The organism is Thermanaeromonas toyohensis ToBE (assembly GCF_900176005.1).
In the GTDB taxonomy this organism is placed as follows: Bacteria; Bacillota; DSM-521; order Neomoorellales; family Neomoorellaceae; genus Thermanaeromonas; species Thermanaeromonas toyohensis.
In genome coordinates, this window is record NZ_LT838272.1 from 1,330,063 (window position 1) to 1,353,414 (window position 23,352).

Consider the following 23,352-nt stretch of genomic DNA (forward strand, 5'->3'; position numbering starts at 1 on the left):
GTGCCCAGAATGGAAACCATAGACGAAAAATGGATACAACCCCTTCTGTATGGAGGTATTTTTCTTGGATCCGGCGGAGGGGGAAGAACTAAGGTTATGGCTCTTCTTTTGCAGGAGCTATTAGCTGCCAAAGGCGCAGTGAGGCTAATTCAGCTCGAAGACTTGGAACCGGAAGGTATGTACGCTGCTGTGGCTATAATGGGCTCGCCAGAACTGGCAGAAGAGAACCTTCCTACCGGGCACGAAGGCGTTAGGGCTTTAGACCAGCTTAAAAGCTTAACAGGAGAAGAATTTTTGGCCCTGGTAACGGTGGAAGGGGCAGGTGTGAACATCTTGTACCCCCTTTTGGTTGCCAGGCGCACGGGGCTACCCCTGGTGGATGCCGATGCCATGGGCCGGGCCTTTCCTGAATTGCAAATGACGACTTTTCACTTTGCCCAGCTTACGGGTACCCCGCTGGTCCTTATTGATAGTCGCGGTCAAGATCATATTTTTTCTGAAGAAGACAATTTCTTGTTGGAGTTGAACACGCGCCAGGTGGTAGGAGAGGGAGGCGGGGTTGGTTTTTTCGCTGGCTTCCCGACCAAAGGTAGCGTACTCAGGCGGATTCTCATTCCTGGGACTATCTCCTTTGCTGCTGAACTGGGCCGGGTCTTTATTAGTCCCGGTTCTTATTCTCAGCTATTGGAAAATCTGATTTTAGTTACCAAAAACTCCCTTTACGGTAGCGCAATTGAGCTTTTTATTGGATTTGTTCAAGATATAGGCAAAATAGAAACTCTCAAGTGGCGTACCATCACCTTAAGGGGGAGCGGTACTTATGCTGACGAGGAGTTTAAAATCTTAATCCAGAACGAAAACCTTATTGCTTACCGCAACAACCGGGTGGCGGCGATGGTACCGGATTTGATTTCACTTATAGACATGGAGACTCTAAAGCCCATAAATAATAACGATGTAACTCTGGGTATGGAAGTAGCGGTAATTGGTATGCCGGCGCCTGTGCATCTTAAAACCAAAAAAGCCCTTAATGTAGTGGGTCCCCAGTGTTTTGGCTATAAATCTGGATACGAGCCGTTAGAAAAGCTGTATTTCTCGTATTACTATTAATCTACTCCTAGACCAGGCGTGGTGTTAAATAGTGCAAGGAAATCTTGTCCTGATTTTTGAAGAGAAAGAATCAACCCTGCTTTTTGGGCAGGAAGGGATTGTGCTGGCAGAAGAAAAATGTCCCAGTGCGGTCTATCCCCAAAACCTTAAGAATTTCCTCTGCCATAACGGGATAATTCCTGCGGATGTCAAAAGGGTGCTTGTTGCAGCCGACCTGACGAGTTTGCTCTTCAAGACAGAAAACGCTTTAGGGTATTTCCGGCTAACTTCTGCTCCCCTCGAACTGGTGCCAGTAAGTGAGTTGCTCAAGAGAAAAAATTTAAAACTCTACACCTTTCAGTTGCCTTTACCTGGCCAGCCTGGATATCGCTCTCAGCTGGAAAGAGCCCTGGCGTATCTAGCGGAGCTACCGGTTAAAAGCATTGCTGTGAACTCCGCTTTTTCTCCCATAGACCCCAGCCCCGAGCAGGAACTAATAGAGGCAGCGGAAAAACTTTTTCCGGGCAGGTTTTCCTTTTATCCTTCCTACCTTTACAATGCTTTAAACTTTCTCTTGAGGGAAAATGCGCTCTTGATTAATACCTTTCTTTTGGAAAGTGTAAAATCTTTCTGGTCCTGGCTACAAAATTTGCTCGCTTCTTCTGGCATATCAGCTCCTGTTTATTTTTTAAAAGGCGATGGTACTTTAACTAGCTGTCGCGTGGCAACTACTTATCCCTTACTGACCTGGCAGGCTGTCCTTTCATCTTACTTGCTGGGGAGCAGTTGGTGGCTCCGCCAGGGGGAAACCTTTGTTGTCCTTCCCGGTACAAAGGGGATAAGATTGAGTATTACAGAACGTTATTTACCCAAATTAGCGACGGGCCTTACCAGTTTTTACGGAGTAGAACTTGCCGGTAGCTATCCTTACGTAATTTATTGTAAAGAAAACCTGAGCCCCTACAAATGGGAAGAAACCCTTGACGCTCTGAATCCCTTCCCAGGTCCCCTTCCTATAGTGTGCTTTGCACCGCCTAACGAGATCCCCCGGGTATTCCGGTACCCAGTTTTGCTGCCACCTGCAGGCCCTGCTTTACAGGGAGCGGGGGTGCTTGTTGCTCTTTACGGAGCGGAAATAGAGAAGGTTTGCTTTTTTTCCGATTACCGTCAAATCCAGGTGGAAAAGCAAGAGCTTTGGGATATGGCCTTTTGCCAACTGAGGCAGGATGGCGTGGAACTTAAGGAAATCAGCCATCAATTTGAAGAAATACCTCTTAGGTACCTACCACAAAATGCTTGCAGGCTAAGGCTAAAAGTTTGGGGGAAGTTTTAAGTTTAAAAAGTCCTAAAAAATAGGTGGCAGGGGTATTCCGGTTGGCCAAGCTCAAAATCTTTAAAGCTTAAGCGCGGCCTGAGTTTTCTTTTACTTGAGGCTAAACTGGTAGCCCCAGTCTTACCCTTACTTAGTTAAATTTAACTTTATATTACAATTGTTCAAAAACCGGAGTAAAAGCGGCGATGGAGCGGAGTAGCTCTGGGTCCTTTTTGTTAAACATAATTTCGCGGTTAACCTTTTGGGATAACGGCTAAGTTTTTCACAGCCGCTATGACAGGGCTAGCTGGAGTTTCCCACTTGGAGTTGACACTAACCGTGAACTTGTACATGTTCCCTTGCCCTTTGTCCCCATACTAATAAAAGTAAAGGAAACCTGGGAAAATAGGAGGGCGCAGCGATGGATAATGGGTATTTTAAATCCGGACACGGTGACCCCCAAGCGGCTTCTGGAGAACCTGTTCCTGCAAGGCGCCAAGTCATGGCCAAGTCGGCCGGGAAGCGACTAGAGAATATTAAAGAGCTGGGGCAGATGAGCGTACCGGAAACCAAAAGCGAGATACACTGCCTGCCTATCGTAGGCCAAATTGAGGGACATTTGGTTTTACCACCGCAAAATAAAACTACTAAATATGAACACATTATTCCCCAGTTGGTGGCCGTAGAGCAAGATAAAGATATAAAGGGGTTGTTGGTGGTGCTAAATACGGTGGGCGGGGATGTAGAGGCAGGCCTGGCCATTGCTGAAATGCTCGTAAGCATGTCTAAGCCTGTAGTCTCGTTAGTTTTGGGCGGGGGCCATTCCATAGGGGTGCCGATTGCACCCAAGTAGCAACTAACATTATTTTGTACTGCCCGATACTGGCTCCAAGCTTATTTTATCACAACATAGCTCACACTGAGCGAGCCATCGAAGCGCGGTCTTACCTGCGCTTTTTTATTTTAGGGCGTGCCAGGGAAGGAGGTAGGTGGTGCAACATGGGTTTTATAAGAAAGCTGGTGAACTTTTTACGCGACCAGCGGGGTTCAGCTTTTATTGAGAACGGGTTGTGGATTATAGTCGTGGTACTGCTCGTAGCTGGTGCAGGCTATGCCCTGGCCAGCCAGGGCGTAAAGCCCAAATTAGAAGCTATCCAGAATGCCATTTCCTCGGTAGTAGTTCCCAATATAGGGCAGTAAAGGCGTGAGGCTGATGAAAAAAATCTTACGTGACCAGCGCGGCTCCACTTTCATTGAGAATGCCTTGTGGATCATACTTTTTGTCCTCGCCATCTCGCCTTTTCTCGTCACCCTGGCTACGGCCATAGGTACCAAATTCACTGAGATGGCATCCCGGATAAATTCTATCGGCACGCCCTGATTCTAGGAGGTCGCTGGGAGATACCCTGGCGGCCTTATCTTTTGAGGTGGTGCTAGTGGTTTTGCGGTTTCTTAAAGACGAGCGCGGGAACAGCCTTATAGAAGCCCTCCTGGTGCTGCCACTTTTCTTAATACTGTTTTTCCTCCTTATCGAGATGGGCTTTGTGGTGTACGACTGGGCGGTGGTGAACTATGCTACTGCTTCCGCTGCAGCGAAGGCCTCCTCTGAGGGGAGGTTTTCGGAAACCATCAGGCAGGAGACGGCAGCTTATCTTAAGCAGTGGACGGTAAACGGCAAGGACCTGGGTGTAGATTTCCTGGCCGGGGCACCCTACTATTCCAGTGATACCATGGTGATCTGGGGGACACCGGCCGGTATGAACGTGCAGCGGGGGCAGGAAATAGTCGTAGGCGTGGTATATCCTGTGAGGTTTAAGACTTTCCTAGTGGGAGCCCTGGGGCAATGGCTTATCCAGGAGGAGCAACTTACCCTTAAGACCAGGGCGGTGACCACTAGCGAGGCGTTTTTTGAATAAGTGAATTCTCTTTCTTGCACTTAGCAGTTTCCTGATTTTAAACTTAACAGTTTCCTGATTTTAATATGACAGCAAATTTAATGTAATCTTTGAGGGGGTACTCTGGTATAATAATGAGTTATAATATAAACGGCAAGCAGCATTTTACCGGAACGGAGAAGGCCGTTATGGCAACTAGCGACAGAGAAATCAGGCGAGAGATTTGTAATAGTCTCATAAAGAAATATGGTAAAGACCCAGGCACGTTGATCGTACACGAGCTGAAGGTTTGCCAAGGTGAAGCTCGAATTGATATTGCTTTAGTTAATGGTGCTTTGCATGGCTATGAGATAAAGAGCGACCGAGACACCCTGGAGAGACTACCAGGACAAATTAAAATATATAACCGGGTATTTGATACTATTACTATCGTTACTGGCGCCAGTCATTTAAAGGAAGTTGCTACCTTAATACCCCCTTGGTGGGGAATTAAGGTAGCAACCCGGATGAATTCAGGTGAGATTGCTATAACAGATATGCGTCAACCTGAAAGCAATACCAATGTTGATGCCTTTTCCTTGGCCCAGTTTCTCTGGCGAGATGAGCTCCTGGATTTGCTTATGCGCCACAATGTGGGTAAAGAAATAAAGAGACTAACACGTTCTAAGCTTTGGGCCTATGTGGCAGAAAATATTTCTCTGGAAGAACTCAAAGCCCATGTTAGAGATTGCCTTAAGAAGAGACAAGCATGGAGACCTGATGTGTTACGTACGTGAGGTGATGGTTGGTATTAATCGGTACCCAGCTTCTCATATTCCCATGGTTACAATTGCTGGAGCCAGTACATACCCGGTTAGCACATTCATAAATCTTCATGTCGCCCCAACTAAAATCTTTACCACAGAAGATCTCGGTCATTTTAATTAGTGTTTGTGATAGGCCGTGAAATTGTGTATAGTCATAGGGGTTTCTGGGATCTCGAATGCCTCGGACAATATGCCAGGAATCTCCATAAGTGTATCTAATAGTTGGTATTATAGTAATGCCGTGTTCGTATTCCTGATCCTCGGGGTCGTCGGGCCCATAATCCCCGAAGATAGCATATGAATGTTTGTCATAAACCTCTTTCCATAGTATCCATTCTTTTCTTGGCAGTATTGACACTTTGTTTTGGGGGACATTTAAGCTTTCGGGGAAAGAAGCCCCCGCCACTATTACATTTCTAAATTCAGAGGCCCTTACTTGTGTAAGTACGAAGCATATAAAGGCAGCCAGCGATTTAATAACCTCTTGAGGTAATCGTACTATTCCTCCTAAATCCACAATTAAATCTATAGACTGTTTATCCATCCCTGCCTCTTTACATAACCCTTCCTCAAAAGCATGTGTGTTCTCGAGGTCCTGAATACCTACCCTTAAAGCAATTCCATTGTTAAATACATGGGTGTTTTCACGGATTAATTGAAAATACTCTGGTGGTTTGCTTGCGGATATAACAGGTATTATAGCTAGCTTTGAGCTTTCAGGTTCGGCTAATACTGCTTCTATAAAATCATTCAACTCGCCTGGAAATGTCGGATGAAAATCAAGGTAAAACTCCCGTCCTTCGCCCCAGTTTTTTATAACCTCACTGGCGAAACTATTTGGTTTAGTATCTTTCATAACATTTATTACAGGACATATATTATTTTTAACCTCTTCTGACAACCAACGCAACGCCACCTGTTCTCCTTCTTTCCACTTAAGAATGGGAACATAAAGTTTTGACATAGAATGTACCCCCCTGCTTGTCTTATTTTACCAAAATGTCTATACACTAAAGCCACCATTCCCCGGGGCTTTAGGCCACTTTAGGAAAGATACGCTTAACGAGCTTAATGTTTCCGTTATGGACGGGATACACCGGAACCCAAGAGCATTGCTAACTCAAGAATAGTATAACTCCAGAGAAACGCGAAAGGAGTCGAAGGATGTTGTTCGCTTTACAGGAACGAGGTAAGAATAGACTTTACCAGGCGATAAAAGATAGCAGGGGTTCGGCGGGCATATTTACACTCTTCTTTACTCTGGTAGCCCTGGCACTTACAGCTTTAGTTTTGGATATAGGCTACCTTTTCGCCGTGAAGATCAATGCCAGGCACGCCTTGAATCTTGCCCTTAAGGCCGCAGCCGCCCAGGTGGATATGGCCGCCCTTTCCAATGCCGAAAACCCCAGGGTGGTTATTTTGACCCAGGAAGCGGGAGAGGTGTTTTACTCCTGCTTGAGGGAAAATTTGCGGCTGGATGCCTGGAATAATCCCCTGCCTGGTTCCATTGCCGACGGTCCGGTGAGAGTAGAGTATTTCCGTGTGGTCAACGAGGTACCTTTTAGTTACCAGTACGGCGATTTCAGGGAGACAATTGTGAGGCCCTCAGTTACAGCCATCATCAGTTTCCCGGTAAAAATAGGGCCGTGGATAAGGATGGTGCGGCCGGATTACGGGGAGGTGGTGACCATATATGTCCATTCTACGGTAGCGCCGAGGATAATTCCCCAAAGGTGATAACAACCTCAGAGATTGATTGTATGGAAAACGCTGGCTAAAATGGTAAGAAGGATGATTAACAAATCGATCATCCGCGATAGTTTTAAGTAGAAGGAGGGTATTACTATGCAGCGCAAGCTATCTATTCCAGCCTTTTGGTTTGCCGTCTTTTTTCTTATTTTTGCCGGGGCAACTACAGCCCGGGCCGCCGAGACCAAATGCGCCGCCTTCATGGTGGGCAAGGCAGAGTACATGATTGATAACGTAATGCCCGTGAAAACCGATGCGGCACCATTCACCGAGCAGGGCCGGGCGTTTATACCCGTGCGCTACCTGGCCAGGGCCTTGGGCGTGCCGGACGATAAAGTATCCTGGAGCCCTTCAGCCAATACCGTCACCCTGATCACCGATAAAGCAACTATCACCCTGGCTGTTGGCGGTACGGTCATGTACGTGGGCGAGCAACCCCGGGAAATGGATGTTACCCCGGTACTAAGAGACGGCCGAGTCTACCTGCCCGCCCGCTACGTGGCGGAGGCCCTGGGTTATGAAGTGGGCTGGGATGACGGGAACCAGGTAATTTATCTCTGGCCAAAAGGTGACCCCAAGCCCGACGTGGGTAAGGCGGTGGAACTGTTTAAGGATTGGGTGTGGATTGATAGGGGATATAAGATACCGGACCCAGATGGGAGACTGGCTTATAGGGATTCTGTGATGCCGAAGTATTTGTTTAAGACACATGCTGGAATAAGTATAGTTCCGCGCTATGGTGGCAAGCTCGAATTAGAAATTCGTATATTGCCGTTAAACGACGGCGGCACCGAGGAAGGGTACAAGCAGGCGGAGACAATCTTGGCCAGTAAGTTTGGAAAGGATTTTGCCAGGCAGGTAGCGGAGTATTTCGAGCAGAAGAAAAATAGAAATTATGACCTGGAGGGTAAGGACTTCTATACCACAGAGAATTATTATCGTGTATATGTAGATGGTGCGCCATACGATCGGATAAACATAATTATCTCCCAAAGATAAAGGGAGAACTTTGTAGCCCCGGCCGTGCCGGGGTTTTTCTTTTTTGGAGGTGATGTTTTATAGATTAATGGTCCAGATCAACTCTTGAAAGGAGGGCCTGTTGTGAAAAGAAAACATTTCTCGCGTGGCTGGGTGTTTCTTCTGCTGCTGTTTACAGTTATCACTGTATCCCTTGCCAGGCCAGGTCCGGCTCTGGCCCTTGTGCCTGATGATAGGAGCGACCTCAACATCAATGAGGAAACCTATGTTCAGTTCTTTGACCCTGGCCCCTATCTGGCCCAGTTCTTGGGGTTTGATCCTAGCTTCAAGTTTTTCGTATACTGGCAATTGGCCACTATTAAAGACCCAACTGGCCGAATTTTGGGTCGGGGCATGTACTTCGAGTATCTCCTTGGCCAGCCCCAGGGAGATTATATATTGCCCACCCAGAGGGGTGCCGTCATGGTCAAGACCGACCTTCTCGGGTCTTGGGCCAACGAGCTGGGCGGTAACCCTGATTTCGTCCAGGATCCGGCCAACTGGCAGCTTTTCAAGGCCAGGATTGAAGGATGGGGTGCTAACCAGGGCTGGAGCACTACCAGGGTGCACATCCGGGGTGTGGCCGATATGTGCGGTACGGATGATGTTTCCTGGGATGAAACTAGTAAGACGGTGACCATACGGCCTACGCCCAAACCCTTTGCTTATATCGGCGCCCCTACCCAGGCTACCCAGGGCCAGACGGTGACGATCAATATAAGCGGTACTTCTTTCGTTTCCTCCAGGGTTCCTGTGTGGAAGAATAAGATTTACTACAACCTCTATGCCGACGGCCAGTGGATAGCTGGCGGGGAAGAAAACAAGCAGCAGTTTGTGAGAAGTGTACAGTACACGGTAAATAAAAACCCTGGCGAGAAGGTAAAGCTCGAAATCAGGGTGAGCGATGGGGTCTTGAGGCGTACAGTGGTGGAGAAATATATTGAGGTGCCAGCTTCGGGCATGGGGCCGCTACCTCCGGGACCGCCTACACCCCCGCCTCCACCTCCTGCAGAACCTCCGCCGCCTCCACCCCCACTGCTACCGCCGCCCGATATGAGCCCGGTGGCTGATTTTACGGTGTCCAATCCCAACCCGGCGGAAAACGAAATCGTGACCCTAAGTGACACTTCGACTCATCCTGGCAGCCAGTACGGGGAGAGGATAGTGTCGTGGACCTGGGACATCCAGGGGGTTGGCACCAGAACCGGCAGGACGGTGAGCATGAGCTGGCCGGTGGCAGGGACGTATAAGATCACTCTTGCGGTAACGGATCAGGATGGGGATAGCAGCAGCAAGACCAAATCGGTGGTGGTAGCTGCGGCTCCCCCGGTGGCAAACATATCGGTCAGCCCCAAGCGCATCCTGGCAGGCCGGGAGGTTATTATCAGCGGTGACGGCAGCATTACTGGTGGTGGGAGGACGGTGCTGCTGGACCAGAATGAGTGGCAGATCTACCGGCCCGATGGCGGCTTAAAGTGGTCGGGAGTACAGAGGTACCCGAAGAACGACCCGCCGCCCAACCAGATGTTCAACTCGCCGGGCACGTGGAAGGTGAGGCTCCGGGTGACGGACTCCGGCGGCAACAAGTCGGAATGGGCCGAGGAGACGGTAGAGGTGCTGCCGGATAAACCTCCGGTGGCGGATTTCTGGGTGGCTAATACTGCTGCGAGAAATGTAGTTGGCGGGTATTCCTTAACCGTACAGGACAGGAGCTCCGTTCCGCAGCCGGACGCCTCTATGGGTAATGAAATATTTAAGCGTGAGTGGACGCTGTATTACGATAAGAACAACAACGGGGTTTACGGCGATGCTGGTGATGAGGTGATACGGCCTGGAGATACGGGAAAAAGCGCAAGGATAATCCAGGCCTCGGATAATGACCCGCAGCCCAGGCTGGAGTTCTACCAGACGGGGCGGTATAAGTTGGAGCTCAGGGTTACCGAGAGATGGTACGGCTGGGGGACTTGGTGGAGCGGGTTGAGCGGGGATACGGCTTCTAAGCCACTTAATGAAAAGATAATAACGGTTGTAAATTTAGCCCCGGCAGGGAGCTTTTCTTCCAACCCGAAACCGGCAACACCTTTTGCCTTGCCGCCTGAGCTCAGCGGCTGGCGGTATGCAAAAGAGATAGTAGTAACTAACAGCAGCTCCCGGAACCTGACCGATTTTCAGGTCCGGGTTATTGTGGATACTGCGGCGGAGATCTCGGCCGGGCGGATGCGCCCTGACTGCGGCGATGTCAGGTTCGTGGTGGTTGATGATGCGGGCCGGGTGTCTGCTATACCTTATTTTATGGACGGCGGGGCTAATACTGCAACCACGCCTTTCTGGGTTAAAGTACCGTCGGTACCTCCTAACAGTTCGGTAAAAGTATACATGCTTTATGGTAAACCTGATGCTCCCCCTGCAAGCAATGGCCTGGCTACCTTCGAGGCCTTCCGCTATGGGGATCTCGATACCTACATTACTTCCGTTTACTACCCGTACCAAAACTTCGCTAATGGCTCATACTTGTACGTCGGAGGTTGGGCGGATTACTACTACTCTCTCCTTAAGATACCCAGCGAGATGGTTCCTGGGTATGTGAACGCAGGGAACCTGGAGCAAGTGGAGCTTAGAATGATCTGGTGGGGTATGAATCCCTCTGGTTATACACAGACCCAGAGAGCACGCCTCCACAGGGTTACGAGCCCCTGGGAACCGTCTACAGTTACATGGAACAGCCGCCCGGGCTTCGACAGTACCGATCTGGTCGTGTTTTCTCAGACAATCCCTTCACCAGGCTGGATGGTCTGGACGCCAGCCACACCCTTAAGCTGGGTTTCCTTCGATATTACAAATTGGGTTAGGGGATGGCTTTCTGGTACCTATCAGAACTATGGGCTGGTGTGGGTACCAGATAATACGGGTGGAGTATGGATCAACTTCGCTTCGGAAAACAACGGCGTGTTTATTGATTACCACAGCCATGGCTCTGTCGTAATCGGTCTCCAGCCGTGGTACGTAGTACTCCGGTATGGCGGAGGCAATGAACTCATGCTAGAACGGAGCATGTCGTTGCCCCTGGCGTGGTGGACGAGGAAGAATATTTCACCTTATCCCACCGTGGCCGTCATGCCTGGATACGTAAGTTTAGAAGTGGAAACCAACTCGTTGCCAAACGTCCTTCTCATATACCAGCAGGCAGACTTTCCTACTTTGTATGTCGATCCTGAATCCGACCCCAAAATCACCGAACAGTGGTACTACGAGCATGACCCCAACCACCTCATGGGCTACGACCTCAGCAACTCCTGGGGCCTCAACACCGATGTGCACCAGAAGACGTTCACTCAGCCGGTTACTTCCTTTTCCAAGCCCGGCACCTACACGGTAAAATACCGGGTTCAGGACCAGCCGCCGAACTCGCCTTACTGGAACGACCCCGATGCCGGGCGCAAGTGGTCCCAGTGGGCGGAGATGAAAGTGCATGTTCACAGGAGGCCTGTGGCGGGATTTACTGTTACGCCGTCTAACCCTTTACCCGGCCAGCAGGTGGCGTACCAGGATCTTTCCTACGACCCCGATCTGCAGTTTACAGACCCTGAGGGTAAGAAGGGTATCCGGTCCTGGCAGTGGCAGTACCGGGTGGACGGCGGGGAGTGGATAACTTCTTCGGAACCCCCGGCGTATTTTACCCAGCCTGGCAGCGTGGAGGTGCGGCTCAGGGTCCAGGACTTCCTGGGTGCCTGGAGCGACTGGGCTTATGGGAGCATCACTGTTCAGAACAGGAAGCCCGTGGCCTACTTCCAGGCCTGGCCCAACCCGGCGGGCAGGACGGAAGAGGTAAAGCTGCTGGATGCTAGCTATGACCCGGACGGGGACGCCATCATAGCCTGGGAGTGGACGGTACAGGGTATAGGGACGCGTACCTCCCAGAATGTGACGGGGATTTCCTGGGCTAACCCAGGTATTTACCCTGTCACCTTGCGGGTGATGGACCAGCACGGGCTGTGGTCCGACCCGTATACAGGCTACGTGACCGTGGAGGACTGCTGGCCCAACCGGCCGCCGGTGGCTGCCATAAGCTTTAACCCTAACCCCGGGTATACGGGTGAACCCCTCACTGCCTTGGGCACTGGTTCTTACGATCCCGACCCGGGAGACTATATTAAAGCCTGCCTCTGGCGGTACAGGCCGCCCGGCGGAGACTGGATAGGTCCTATCAGCCAGTACCGGGGCGAGGCGGGGTTCTTGCGGCTAGGGGTGGTGCCGGCGGATGACCAGGCGGGCACCTGGACCTTTGAGCTTACGGTAATCGACAGCCACGATGCCATGGTCACCACCACGGCTACGGTGAGGGTGGAGCCGGGCTTTGCGGTCCGGGTGGAAGGTGTCATACCCCAGCCCGCAGAGCGCGGCCGGAACATGATCGTCCGCGCCAGCGCCTGCCGGCCTAGTGACGGGCAGCTGGTGGCCATCGACGCCATGAAGGTGATCATACCCACCGGCAATTTACCTTCCGGCTGGCAGCCCTTTGAAGCATGGATGACCTATAACCCTTCCCGCGGCATGTGGGAATACACGTACCTCATCCCCAACCGGGTGCAGGAGGGCCGCTGGCCGGATGACGGCTGGTATACGGTTAAGGTTATCGGCTACCGGAATGGGGTGGCCAAGGAGGCGTATTACAATTTCGAGGTGCGCGGGCACATCTTGAAGAGGCTGATAATACAGACCGAAAGCTGGTAACATCTTGCCTCCCGGGCTGGGTCTCCTGGCCCGGGATTCTTCTTTTCAGGAGGGGGTGACTAGCAATGGACCCGCCAGCGATTTTTTATTTACTGGGGTTTATCGTCCCCGTAAATATAGCCGGTTTCTGTGACTGGTGCTGGAATCTCGTCCCCAATGCGATTACTCTCCCTCTTATGCTAGCGGGCATGGTTCATCAGACGATTTATGGCGGGCTGGAAGGTTTGCGAGAAGCCTTCCCCGGGGGTTTTGCCTTTTTTATCTTCGGGTGCTTCCTGTACCGGCTGGGTGGAATAGGAGGCGGGGATGATAAGCTGATGATTGCCATAGGCTGCTGGCTGGGAGCGGGGAAAGCAGCGGTGATAGTCTTGGCCGCGGCAATAATAGGGATAGTATGGGGGTTGTACAAGTATGCCCGGATGGGGATCCTCCGGGAGCGCTTGCAGGCGTTCTTGGGCGCCTTGTATTTAAGGCTGGTGTACGGCACAAAGCCCGGCTGGAGCTGGCCCAGGCTCCCTGAGGATGTTAATGCTCCCGTACCCCGGGAGGCAGTGCCCTTCGGCACCTGCCTGGCCGTGGCCGCCACACTGCTGATTATAGTTTGGGGAGGTAGGTAATCATGCTCAAATCTTCTTTTAAAAAGATACCAGGAGGATCCTTACTACTGACTGCCCTCTTGACGGGCATTCTGGCTGCTACCGGGGTTTATGCTGCTTTTGCTAGTGTATACCAGCCAGCCCAGGTGGTAGTGGCCGCAAGGAACGTGGAGCCGCTAAAAAAGATAGGGCCTGGGGATGTTAAGGTGATTACCATTTCCAGAAGGGATCTCCATCCCCGCGCTTTGACACAGCTAGGCCAGGCTATAGGTGCTTATACCAGGATGCCTTTGGTGGAAGGGGAGATGCTTTTCCCGGAGAAGCTGGTACGCGATCCCGGCCAGGCTGTTGAGGCCTACGGCACCATGAAGCCGGACGAGACCCTTATAACCCTTAAATCCAGCCAGGTAAACTGGCCGGATGTATTGCGTGATGGTGACTTCGTTTCCGCCCTGGCGGTGTATCCAGACAGGGTGGAGGAAGTAGCTACTCATGCCAGGGTAGTCCACAATAGCAAGCCCTTGCCCATCCTGGGCGAGCTCCAGAGTGCCCGGGAGGCGGAGGCCAGGCCCACTTCGGAGATCACCCTTCTCTTAAATAGAGAGGAAGCCAAGAAGATCCTGATGGCTACCATCTCTGCTAAACTTGTGTATCTCTTGCCTCAAAGTCCGGAGAAGGTTGCTGCCCGGTGAAGGCGGGCGGGTGCCTGCCGGGAGTAGGGTATTTATCTGCGAAAGGACGGTGAGAGAGTTGAATATCCAGAATCAGGAGTGGGATAAGGTCCTGGAGGCCACCAGGAGAGTCCTGGTGGAAAAGTACGGGGAATCCCTGCTTTCGGCCAACGGCAATATGGTGGAGCTGGTGAGGGAAGAGGCCAGGAAGGTGCTGGGCCGGGAGGATAAGGAAGTCGAGGATTACGTGGTGAGCTGGATCGCAGGCCTTGGCCCTGTGGACCAGCTTTTAAAGGATCCGCTGGTGAGCGAGATAATGATTAATGGCCCGCATGATATCTTTATAGAAAGGGAGGGCCGCATTGAAAGAACGGAGTTAAGTTACCGGGATAACGAGGAAGTGATGAACGTCCTGTACCGCCTGGTGCAGAGGTGCGGGCGGAGGATTAACTTCTCCTCGCCATTAGTGGATGCCAGGCTCCCCGACGGTTCCCGGGTGAACGCCGTGGTACCGCCTGCGGCTCCTTACCCGTGCGTTACCATCCGGCGTTTTGTAAAGCGCTCCTTCTCCACCGCAGAACTCCTGGATATGGGGTTTTTATCTCCGGAGATGGTTACTTTTTTGCAGGCTGCTGTAGAAGGGAAGGCCAATATCGTGGTGGCCGGGGCCACCGGGTCAGGCAAGACTACCCTGATCCGGTGGCTCTGTAGCTTCATCCCGCCCGGGGAAAGGGTTGTTACTATCGAGGATACCCTGGAGCTGGGGCTGGAGCGGGAGCACGTGGTGCCTTTAGAGGCTTCGGATAAGGCGGGGATTTATGAGCTAATGATTAACGCCTTGAGGATGCGGCCGGACAGGATTATCTTGGGCGAGATCAGGGGCAAGGAAGCCTTTGAGCTTTTGCAGGCTATGGGTACCGGCCATGATGGTTCCATAACTTCTGTGCACACCAACTACAACAAGCGGGCGGCTATACAGCGCATAGTGCGGGCGGCCTTGAGGGCTGGCGGGGTGACGGCCTCAGAACTGGAGGAGATGATTGTGGAGGTCATCGACCTCCTTATTTTTGTGGAGCGCTTGCGGGACGGCTCCCGCAAGGTGGTGAGCATAAGCCAGGTGATTCCAGGGGAGGGCAAGCCAGCCTTCAGGGATATTTACCGCTATCGCTACAGCCAGGGGATCCACGAGTGCGTGGGCGAGGTAACGGAGGAGTTGAAAGAGAAGCTCAAGAAGAACCTGGCCGGGTGCCTGCCTCCTATCCGGCCCTTTGGGGGTGGGGGATGTGACTGACGTAAAGCTTATTTCTTTTCTGGTCTTCCTTTTTGCGGCCAGTACCTGCTTCTACTTGGGGCGGGGGAGGGTTGTGAGCCTGCTGGAAGCTTACAGGCGGCAGCAGCTCTTTTCTTCACCCCCGCCCCGGGGCTCGACCCGGTACTTATTAGACCGGATGGGGCGCTCAAGACAGGGGTTTATTCTCCTTACAGCAGTCCTGGCCGCCGCTGGGATTGTGGTCGGGCTCTTGCTTGACAACCTGGCCGCCAGCGTCCTTTCAGCGGTTTTTGCGGTCATTTTTAGCTTTAAGAAGCTAGAAGTGGATTACCGCCAGTACAAGGCCCGGGTAGATGAGCAGGCGCAGGCGGCCCTTCAGATGATAGCTTCCCTGTACGATACCACCGGCGACCTGGTCCGGGCCATCGAGGGGGCAGCAAGCTGCACGGCATCGCCTATGCGGGACGAGCTGGTGAAGACCCTGGTGGAATACAAGACCGGAGCTTCTCTGGCGGAGGCACTGCAGTCTTTTGCGGAGAGGGCTGACAACCGGGATATAGACATATTCGTGAAAGCCGTCGTCTTATCCGAAAAGTACGGGACGGATACGGCCGAGGTGGTGGCGGAGATCGCCCGGGTGATCCGGGACCGGATAATGTTGCGCGAGGAGTTGAGAAGCGAGGTGCGCGGGCAAAAGCTTACGGTTAATCTTTTCTTGCTCTTCCTGCCTTTGACCGCCTTGCTCCTTTATTTCTCCAGCGAGGCCCGGTACATTATCACCGGCACTTTCTTCGGCAAGGCAGTAATATGCTTTATTATCCTGGTGGAGTTCGGGGCCTGGTATTTCAGCCGCCATGCGGGGGTGGTGGAGGAGCTATGATTTCCACGGTGTTACCGGTATGCATCCTGGTAGCGGCCGCGGTTTTCCTGTTAATTGTAGCCTGGAAAGCACCTCCTGACCTGGTCAGGCGCGCGGGCAGGAGGTTTTCTTCTGCCGCCACCAGGGAGAGGTACAGGCTTTATCTGTGGCGCTTGGGCCGGGAACAGGAGGTGGACCCGGAGGTTATCTTAGGTTTCCGGGCCATAGCCGGTGCCGCTGCGGTCCTGGCAGGCGTTATGGCCTGGCCCGCAAGCTTACCCCTGGCCGTATTGTTCCTGGGCGCTGGGGCCTTGCTCTATATATTCCCGGAAAAGTACCTGGAAAGAAAAGAGAAGCTTCAAAGTTTGCGCCGGGAATTTCCCCTGATGGTGACTCTTCTTAAAGTGTTTGCGCGGGCGAGCGATCTCTACCAGGCCATGCGGGTGGTGAGGGGGGCTGTAAGGGGTGAACTTAAGAGGCAGCTCGATATCCTGGCTGCGGAGCTCGAGGTCTTCCCCTTGCCCGAAGCCCTGGACAACCTGGCCAAAAGGGCCGGGTACGGGCCCCTGGCAAGTCTAATAGGCGTGGTCATGATGGCCATCCAGACGGGAGCCAACGTGGAGGAGGTGCTGGACACCTTCGCCCGGCACGCCTATGAAGAGAGGGTAAACGACATAAGGCGGAAGATCAAGGTACAGCCCATTTTAATGGCCGTGATACCGGCGGTCATGTTTTTATCCCTTTTACTGCTTTTTGTTTTCCCCATGTACGCCAGTATAATCGATAAAACTCCGGGTTTATTAGTTCAGGAGGGAGAAAAATATGCTCGTTGCTATTGACCAGGGTTACGGCTATACCAAAGCCGTGGCAGGGGAAAAGAAGGCCGTTTTCCCCTCGGTGGTCTCGCCTGCCAGTGAAACTGATCTGGGGTTAGGCCGGGTTTCCTGGGGACACTGCGTTACGGTAAGACCCCAGGGTTCTATGGTTAAGCGCCAGTATTTTGCTGGCGAACTGGCGGTGAGGTGCGGGCTTGCCGCCCATCTGACCCTGGCGCGGGACAAGCTTTCAAGGGACATTTCTGTCCTTCTCATGCTGACTGCGGCCTACCTGGCAGGTACCGAGGGCCAGGTGACCCTGGCTTATGGCCTGCCGATAGCTTATTTTCGCCACCAGCGAGACGAAGCCCGGCGGTCCCTCCAGGGAACGGCTGCTTATGTGAGCGTTGACAATGGGCCGGAAAAGTATATTAGCTTCAACCATGTTGCGGTGTTCCCGCAGGGGGTTGGCGCGCTGTTCAGTGTGGACAGGCTACCGCAGGAAGGACTGGTGGGATTGCTCGACATAGGCTTTTATACCACGGACTACCTGCTGGTAGATGTAAGGAAAGATAGGGTAGAGCCCCTGCCGAACTATTTCGGCTCTATGGAGATAGGTGTGAGTTCGGCCATGAAGGCCTTTGGGGACCGGTTCCTGCGGTTAACCGGCAGGCCTTTGAGCCTGGTGGAGACCCAAGAGCTCTGGGGTAAGTCCCGCCTGACCTTTGAGGGACAGAAACTAGATCTGGAACCGCTCCAGGAAGAAAGCCGCGTTGTGGTGGCGCAGGCAATAGTTGAGGGCATAACTGCTGCCTGGGCCCAGAAACTTAGCTATGTTGATGTAATATATCTGGCCGGTGGTGGCGGCCTGGAGTTTTTATCTACACTAAGGCAGTCCCTGCGCAGGGATGTAGTTCTGGTACCCGAACCGCAATACGCTAATGCCCTGGGCTTTTACCGCATGGCCTTAAAGCATCTGGGCGCCGGGAGTAAAAGCGCCGGGTCTATGTAGAAGTGCGGGTGAACACACCCGGGACGCTTTGAGCATCAAGGGTGGAGCGATATTTTTAAAGGCCGGGTGAACACACCCTTCCCGGGTCACTGGCGGGTGTGTTCACCTGGTTTATTTTTGAGGCCTTTATGCCTTAAAAGACAAAGGCTTCAGGGTGAACACACCCCTTTAAAATGGAGTGATACTGGGTGGCCAGCCATAAACGGAAGGGGAATCCGCAATTACAGGTGCGCTTGCCGCGCGGGCACTGGATCTGGGAGATAGACCCTAAAATGAGGTCCTTGGAGGTGCAGAAGGCCCTTGACTTTTACCGGAGGTACCATGACGCATGGGAAGAAGTGCGGGCGAACTTAGAAGAGATCAAGCAGCTCATCGCTTGCGGCGCAGTAGGAAGCATTAAGGAGAAAGATGAGACTGACAATAGGCTTTTTGAGACCCTGGATAAATTTTTGAACTTTTAGGGGGAGATAAGATGGATGACCAAAAGGTGGTGCGGCCATGAGGGAACCCTGGCAAAGGCTGGCCCAGGCCATAATCGTTAGGGCAGTTCTTGATTTTTACGGTTCCCTTTACGCAGCAGGCCGAAAGGGAAGAGGCGCGCCGCGATGATGGTGAATTTTTGCTGGCTGCGGCCAGCGGTGAAGCATACGCGGCTGGTATTTTCGAGCTGGCAGGTGTCAACCCGGCAATGGCCAGACTGCTTCTGGAGTGGAAATGTTTCGTACACCTCTCAAGGCATGTACGGACGGCGTCATCCCCCGCCAGCAAGAGACTGAGCATTCTCAAGATACCACAGATAAACCCAGATATGTTCCTCGAGCTTTAGAAAGGTGGTGTGGAGGTGGGTGAGAAAAACCCTTTTGTACCAATTCGTGTCAAGTGCGAGCTTCCCCCGCTCATTCCAGAAGGCGAGATAAGGATAATTCATTACCCGGGGCAGCCCCCGGTTATTGCTTACCGTGTTAGCCAGGCCCAGATAGAAGCGCTGTTAGAATGGTACGAGGCAAGGCGAAAGGTTTATAGCCCGTGGGCCAGGAAACGCCGGGAAAGGGGTTTTGATGCGCTTGAAGAGGAAGGATATAGAGGCGATTATAAGAAACCCTACGAGGATACAGGTCTATTACCAGCCCATAGTAGATCTTCTGTCCGGGCGGCTGTGGGGGTATGAGGCCCTGGTCAGAGGGAAAGGCGTACTCTCCAACCCGGGCAGGCTTTTCCGTGCTGCATATGCAGTAGATTTATTGAAGGAGCTAGATATAGCCTGCTTTAAGTTAATCCTGGCCAAGGGGTTACCACCAGATAGCAAGCTTTGCGTCAATGTTACAGGTGAGGGGCTGGCAGGGCTGGATATCTCTTTTGCTGGCCCGCGCCTTGTGCTGGAGTTAACGGAGTATGGCACATACGACCTTAGACAGTTGCTGCCCATACTGGATAAATGGCGCGAGAAGGGAACGTCATTGGCTATCGATGATGTGGGGGGCGAGGTTACACAGATCCGGGCCTCCCTGTACTTCCAGCCTGATCTAATCAAGATTAATCGCTCCCTGGTCAGCTACTGTGATATACAGGGGAGCAAAAGGCTTTTTCTCGAGCAAATTCTCGAGGTATGCCGCTATGTAGGCGCGGAAACCGTGGCTGAAGGTATTGAACGGGTGGAGGAACTGGAAGTGCTGCGGGGTTTGGGAATAAAGTACGGGCAGGGCTACTTGTTAGGTAAACCGCAGCCTTGCTGGGCATCGTACCGGGCTGTGGTGCGCTGAAAAGATGATTTTTAGGGAAGCCTGGCCGCCGCCACGCTTTGGCCTTTACAGGCCAGCGTCGCGGCGGCCTTTTAATGCAGCGGTAAGCAGCAGGAATGCTTTCGCCCTCCTGCTGCTTTGATTCAGGGAGGCTTCGGCCTTCTGGCTGCCTCGTTATTTTACGTTTCAGGGCTGATGGGTCTACTCTTATGGGTTTTAGGTGGATCATTTTTATGTTCTTCTATTATTTTCCGGAGCACTTCTAGATTAAAAGAATCCATCGTATTACTTGCTTGACCATCAGAAATAGTGAATTTTCCTTGGAACATGCCCCTGGTAATATAGTAATTCCGTACGCGAGATTTGTTGTAAGGCGAATCGTCATATGTTAAAAACAATAGTACTCTTTCATGTAAAGAAAACTTAGGTTCCCCTTCTGATTGACGAGCCTTTATCGTTTTACCATCAGGTACGTTGCCTTCATATACTCGTACCCGTAATGGTTTTTCAGTCAGTGAACCTTTCAGTATTTCATTAACGTCAATTAGAACATCATGATATATAATGTCTCCTTCACTAATTGTATTTGGTTCCTTACCATCTGAGGTATTCCATTGTGCTGGTAAAATCGAGGATACAGTACCTTCTATAATAAGAGGTGAGCTTGCTGCTAATTCTTCTGGGGTTATTCTAGCTATTGCTCCGCTTACACGTATAGCGTCCGGTCTAACTTTAGCTACAGTAAACCTCCAAAAACCAAAGCCCATACCAAATCCTAAAATGGCTACGATAAGAAAACCCCATATCGTTCGATTCTTAATAAACACGTTATTTACCCCCTAACATTTAGACGATAGCCAAATTAATTACCACGGAATAGCATTATAACCATTTATATCATCTTGATCGAGAGTATACCTGACTTCTTGGTCAGCAAAAGTGGGATACATTACAGCGCTTCGAACATCGCTATGACCTAATCCAACTACATGCCCCATTTCATGTGTCATAACTGATTTTACATCATAAAATCCAGGCGGAGGTACGGGATCATTTGACCAAGAATAATCCATATTTAAAACAATATCGGCCTCTGATTCGAGTCCTGTTAAAGTATTGTACCATGACGTTGTTTGGGCCAAATAGCTATTTGATCCGCGATTAGCTTTAAAAATTTCGTTTATGCCATCCCTGGTTTCCGTAGTAATATTATTTGTTGTTCCGCTGTTTGCTAAATATACTTGTCGATTACTTATGTTATTCCATTGGTTGTCGGCTACGGTAATAGAGTAGACCCCATCTGAGGTAAAATTGCTACCAACAGAATACCACCATGTGGTACCTTTAGGCCAATGATACGGTTCTAAGCTATAGGCTAAAACAAATCCTGAAATGGCAGAAGTTATAAATACAATTAAGATTATTGCTGCCCATTTTAGCTTTCGAATAAACATAAGACATTCCTTCCTCTCCTTAGAAGTAAAAGGTACATTCTCGTTATGTCCTTTAAACCAATCAGAGGTGTGACTTTCCCGCGACTAGTTTTTACAGCATCGTGTTAAAAATCAAGCTTGCATAGAATATAGCATCAAATCGCCCCCTTTACTTTTCTGGTTCTATTTTACAACCTCTGCTTCTATTTTACAACCATTTTCTGTAAGGGGAGAGTTAAAATATTGTACTTGTACCAACTTTCTTTAGTCCACTTATACCATGACAATATCACAGTCCAGTGACACTTCATTGGGAATGAGAAAATGTCAGCCCAAAAGGGTAAAAATTAGGTTTCAGTGTAAAGTTTCTGCAGCTCAATTTGCAGTTCTTCATCCTTTTCAGAGCTGTAGTGGCTCAAAGGGGGATTGTGGTAAATCCTGGGTCACCGCCATGCTTAAGGCCCTTCGGCCTAGCGTCGCGGCGGGCTTAGCAAGGTGGTAAGCAGCAGGAAGGCTTTCGCCCTCCTGCTGCTTTTATGTGCGCCCGGCATGGGCGTTAACTTGGTGGTGAGAGTCCACTGCAGGCGAGGCAGCACGAGCCTGCTAGCCGAAGGCAAGGGTGTCCATCGTGAGGTGGAATCCGAAGGAAGCCGGAGGCAAAGCCACGGCCCGATGAACAAGAACCCCATAAGAGGCTAAGCCGTCCGGATGAGCTGGCATAACACAGCGAAATCCCAGGCAGACATAAGGACGGCGGAGTATATGGGGCGGGCGCGGGGTAGGCCTGTGCTCTTACCCGGGGAGGCCTGCCGGATAAGCCAGGTAGAGCTGGTAACCCGTGCCGGAAGGCACGGCTGAACTGGCAGGAGGAAGCTTTGGGCATAGTACCCTGGGGGTCATGAACTCCAGGGGAAGGCCCGAACATCAAGTCAGAGGTGGGACTGGTGCGTTCGCGAGAAGGGCGAAGAAAGCAGAAAACCCCGGAAGGGGCCTGCCCACAGGAGGAAGTGGTGAAGCCACGGGGGACTGGGGGAGGGCCGAGTTCTTCTCCGGCACAAGGCGGGACGTCACCTCGCGGAGGCCAAGGTAGCGGCCTGATGGAGCAGGTGGTGGAAAGAAGCAACATGCTGGCCGCTTTGAGGCGGGTAGAGCGGAACGGAGGCGCGCCCGGCGTAGATGGCATCCCGACCGAACGGCTTCGGGACCAAATTCGTGCCGGATGGCCGTGCATCCGGGAGGAATTGCTTGCAGGTACCTATAGGCCTAAGCCCGTGCGCCGGGTCGAAATCCCGAAACCCGGGGGAGGCAAGCGGCTATTAGGGATACCTACCGCAATGGACCGCCTGATCCAGCAGGCTCTCCTGCAAGTATTGACGCCCATTTTCGACCCGCAGTTTTCGGAGGCCAGTTACGGGTTTCGGCCTGGGAGGAGAGCCCATGATGCGGTAAGGAGAGCGCGTCAATACGTGGAAGAAGGATACGAATGGGTCGTGGACCTGGACATAGAGAAATTCTTTGACCGGGTCAACCACGACATACTCATGGCCCGAGTGGCCCGAAAAGTGACAGATAAGAGAGTGCTTACCCTTATCCGTCGCTATCTCCAGGCAGGTGTCATGGTAAACGGGGTGGTCGTAGAGACGGTGGAAGGGACGCCGCAGGGCGGGCCTTTAAGTCCACTTTTGGCCAACATACTCCTGGACGACCTGGACAAAGAACTGGAGAAGAGGGGCCACAAGTTTGTCCGCTATGCTGATGACTGCAACATTTACGTCAAGAGCAAGCGGGCGGGGGAGAGGGTCATGGCAAGTATCCGTAAGTTCCTGCAGGAACGGTTGAAGCTCAAAATTAACGAGCAGAAAAGTGCGGTAGACCGGCCGTGGAAACTGAAATTCCTGGGGTTTAGCATGCACAAGCGCAAGACAGGAGAAATTCTTATCCGCCTGGCGCCTCAGACCATCGAGCGGGTGAAAGGGAAAATTCGGGAGATAACTGCCCGGAATAAACCCGTGAGTATGGCCGAACGCATAGAGCGTCTCAACGCCTATTTGGGCGGGTGGATAGGATACTTTGCCCTGGCCGAAACGCCCAGCGTCTTTGAGGAGATAGAAGGCTGGATGCGGAGGAGGCTGCGCATGTGCCTCTGGAAGCAGTGGAAGCGAGTACGGACCAGATATCGGGAGCTACGCGCATTGGGACTGCCGGAATGGGTGGTACATCAATTTGCTAATGCTCGCAAAGGGCCATGGCGGATGGCCCACAGGCCAATGAATAGAGCCCTGGGCAATGCCTATTGGCAGTCCCAGGGCCTCATGAGCTTAACCGAACGCTATTCTTGTCTTCGTCAAGCTTGGTGAA

At 51.8% G+C, this 23,352-nt stretch carries 24 protein-coding genes and 1 pseudogene; 21 read left to right on the forward strand and 4 right to left on the reverse strand.

Annotated elements, in window-relative coordinates; all coding sequences use genetic code 11:
- The first annotated feature begins 9 nt into the window (after positions 1–9).
- The 7 genes and pseudogenes from B9A14_RS06590 (at position 10) to B9A14_RS06615 (ending at position 5,072) form a co-directional block, all read left to right on the forward strand.
- Positions 10–1,110: a DUF917 domain-containing protein gene (locus B9A14_RS06590; RefSeq protein ID WP_084664940.1), complete on the forward strand. Its 1,101-nt coding sequence runs from the start codon at positions 10–12 to the stop codon at positions 1,108–1,110.
- Positions 1,111–1,141: 31 nt separating this feature from the next.
- On the forward strand, positions 1,142–2,422 hold the full coding sequence (locus B9A14_RS06595; protein WP_084664941.1) for a hypothetical protein: 1,281 nt from the start codon (positions 1,142–1,144) through the stop codon (positions 2,420–2,422).
- Between the two features lie 481 nt (positions 2,423–2,903).
- Positions 2,904–3,245: pseudogene (locus B9A14_RS06600) on the forward strand (ClpP family protease); the annotation flags it as partial.
- A 155-nt stretch (positions 3,246–3,400) separates the two neighbouring features.
- The gene (locus B9A14_RS06605) at positions 3,401–3,601 is read left to right on the forward strand and encodes a hypothetical protein (RefSeq protein WP_084664942.1); all 201 of its coding nucleotides are present in this window, start codon (positions 3,401–3,403) and stop codon (positions 3,599–3,601) included.
- Positions 3,602–3,614: 13 nt separating this feature from the next.
- Complete coding sequence (locus B9A14_RS16970; protein WP_157109798.1) at positions 3,615–3,782, forward strand: Flp family type IVb pilin; 168 nt, start codon at positions 3,615–3,617, stop codon at positions 3,780–3,782.
- 61 nt (positions 3,783–3,843) lie between these two features.
- Entirely contained in the window at positions 3,844–4,317 is a 474-nt protein-coding gene (locus tag B9A14_RS06610; protein WP_172839058.1) for a TadE/TadG family type IV pilus assembly protein, read from the forward strand.
- A gap of 113 nt (positions 4,318–4,430) precedes the next feature.
- Positions 4,431–5,072 carry a sce7726 family protein gene (locus B9A14_RS06615; RefSeq protein WP_084664944.1) on the forward strand — a complete coding sequence of 214 codons (642 nt, stop codon included), beginning with the start codon at positions 4,431–4,433 and terminating at the stop codon, positions 5,070–5,072.
- On the opposite strand, the gene B9A14_RS06620 is transcribed toward B9A14_RS06615, so the two are convergent.
- On the reverse strand, positions 5,029–6,066 hold the full coding sequence (locus B9A14_RS06620; RefSeq protein WP_084664945.1) for a beta family protein: 1,038 nt from the start codon (positions 6,064–6,066) through the stop codon (positions 5,029–5,031). The two genes, B9A14_RS06615 and B9A14_RS06620, sit on opposite strands and share 44 nt — an antisense overlap.
- A 200-nt stretch (positions 6,067–6,266) precedes the next feature.
- Between B9A14_RS06620 and B9A14_RS06625 the strand changes: the two genes are divergently transcribed.
- From B9A14_RS06625 to B9A14_RS06680, 10 genes are all read left to right on the forward strand, one after another.
- Positions 6,267–6,839 (forward strand): hypothetical protein, encoded by a 573-nt coding sequence (locus B9A14_RS06625; protein ID WP_084664946.1) that lies wholly within the window; start codon positions 6,267–6,269, stop codon positions 6,837–6,839.
- A gap of 108 nt (positions 6,840–6,947) precedes the next feature.
- Positions 6,948–7,850: a copper amine oxidase N-terminal domain-containing protein gene (locus B9A14_RS06630; RefSeq protein WP_084664947.1), complete on the forward strand. Its 903-nt coding sequence runs from the start codon at positions 6,948–6,950 to the stop codon at positions 7,848–7,850.
- 102 nt (positions 7,851–7,952) lie between these two features.
- On the forward strand, positions 7,953–12,599 hold the full coding sequence (locus B9A14_RS06645; protein ID WP_157109799.1) for a DUF2341 domain-containing protein: 4,647 nt from the start codon (positions 7,953–7,955) through the stop codon (positions 12,597–12,599).
- A gap of 65 nt (positions 12,600–12,664) precedes the next feature.
- The gene (locus B9A14_RS06650; RefSeq protein ID WP_084664951.1) at positions 12,665–13,216 is read left to right on the forward strand and encodes a prepilin peptidase; all 552 of its coding nucleotides are present in this window, start codon (positions 12,665–12,667) and stop codon (positions 13,214–13,216) included.
- A gap of 2 nt (positions 13,217–13,218) precedes the next feature.
- Positions 13,219–13,887 (forward strand): SAF domain-containing protein, encoded by a 669-nt coding sequence (locus B9A14_RS06655; protein WP_084664952.1) that lies wholly within the window; start codon positions 13,219–13,221, stop codon positions 13,885–13,887.
- Positions 13,888–13,936: 49 nt separating this feature from the next.
- Positions 13,937–15,157, forward strand: coding sequence for a TadA family conjugal transfer-associated ATPase (locus B9A14_RS06660; RefSeq protein WP_157109800.1), 1,221 nt, complete (start codon positions 13,937–13,939; stop codon positions 15,155–15,157).
- A complete protein-coding gene (locus B9A14_RS06665; protein WP_084664954.1) occupies positions 15,150–16,016 on the forward strand; it encodes a type II secretion system F family protein in 867 nt (288 codons plus the stop codon). Before B9A14_RS06660 ends, B9A14_RS06665 begins: the two co-directional genes overlap by 8 nt.
- The gene (locus B9A14_RS06670) at positions 16,013–16,834 is read left to right on the forward strand and encodes a type II secretion system F family protein (protein WP_172839060.1); all 822 of its coding nucleotides are present in this window, start codon (positions 16,013–16,015) and stop codon (positions 16,832–16,834) included. Before B9A14_RS06665 ends, B9A14_RS06670 begins: the two co-directional genes overlap by 4 nt.
- On the forward strand, positions 16,818–17,822 hold the full coding sequence (locus B9A14_RS06675; RefSeq protein ID WP_084664956.1) for a ParM/StbA family protein: 1,005 nt from the start codon (positions 16,818–16,820) through the stop codon (positions 17,820–17,822). The genes B9A14_RS06670 and B9A14_RS06675 overlap by 17 nt, the downstream gene beginning before the upstream one ends.
- 188 nt (positions 17,823–18,010) lie before the next feature.
- The gene (locus tag B9A14_RS06680) at positions 18,011–18,283 is read left to right on the forward strand and encodes a hypothetical protein (RefSeq protein ID WP_084664957.1); all 273 of its coding nucleotides are present in this window, start codon (positions 18,011–18,013) and stop codon (positions 18,281–18,283) included.
- A gap of 77 nt (positions 18,284–18,360) precedes the next feature.
- On the opposite strand, the gene B9A14_RS17365 is transcribed toward B9A14_RS06680, so the two are convergent.
- Entirely contained in the window at positions 18,361–18,549 is a 189-nt protein-coding gene (locus B9A14_RS17365) for a hypothetical protein (protein ID WP_172839061.1), read from the reverse strand.
- Between the two features lie 114 nt (positions 18,550–18,663).
- Here B9A14_RS17365 and B9A14_RS16980 point away from each other — a divergent pair, with 114 nt between their 5' ends.
- Positions 18,664–18,990, forward strand: coding sequence for a hypothetical protein (locus tag B9A14_RS16980; protein WP_157109802.1), 327 nt, complete (start codon positions 18,664–18,666; stop codon positions 18,988–18,990).
- Positions 18,887–19,582, forward strand: coding sequence for an EAL domain-containing protein (locus B9A14_RS06685; protein WP_172839062.1), 696 nt, complete (start codon positions 18,887–18,889; stop codon positions 19,580–19,582). The genes B9A14_RS16980 and B9A14_RS06685 overlap by 104 nt, the downstream gene beginning before the upstream one ends.
- Positions 19,583–19,740: 158 nt before the next feature.
- Here B9A14_RS06685 and B9A14_RS06690 read toward each other — a convergent pair whose 3' ends face one another.
- Complete coding sequence (locus B9A14_RS06690; RefSeq protein ID WP_084664959.1) at positions 19,741–20,388, reverse strand: hypothetical protein; 648 nt, start codon at positions 20,386–20,388, stop codon at positions 19,741–19,743.
- Positions 20,389–20,427: 39 nt separating this feature from the next.
- Positions 20,428–21,015, reverse strand: a complete 588-nt coding sequence (locus tag B9A14_RS06695; protein WP_084664960.1) for a matrixin family metalloprotease — start codon at positions 21,013–21,015, stop codon at positions 20,428–20,430.
- Between the two features lie 687 nt (positions 21,016–21,702).
- Here B9A14_RS06695 and B9A14_RS16985 point away from each other — a divergent pair.
- Both B9A14_RS16985 and ltrA read left to right on the forward strand, forming a co-directional pair.
- The gene (locus B9A14_RS16985) at positions 21,703–21,852 is read left to right on the forward strand and encodes a hypothetical protein (RefSeq protein ID WP_157109803.1); all 150 of its coding nucleotides are present in this window, start codon (positions 21,703–21,705) and stop codon (positions 21,850–21,852) included.
- 86 nt (positions 21,853–21,938) lie between these two features.
- Entirely contained in the window at positions 21,939–23,351 is a 1,413-nt protein-coding gene (gene ltrA / locus B9A14_RS06700) for a group II intron reverse transcriptase/maturase (protein WP_084664961.1), read from the forward strand.
- Position 23,352 lies beyond the last annotated feature (1 nt).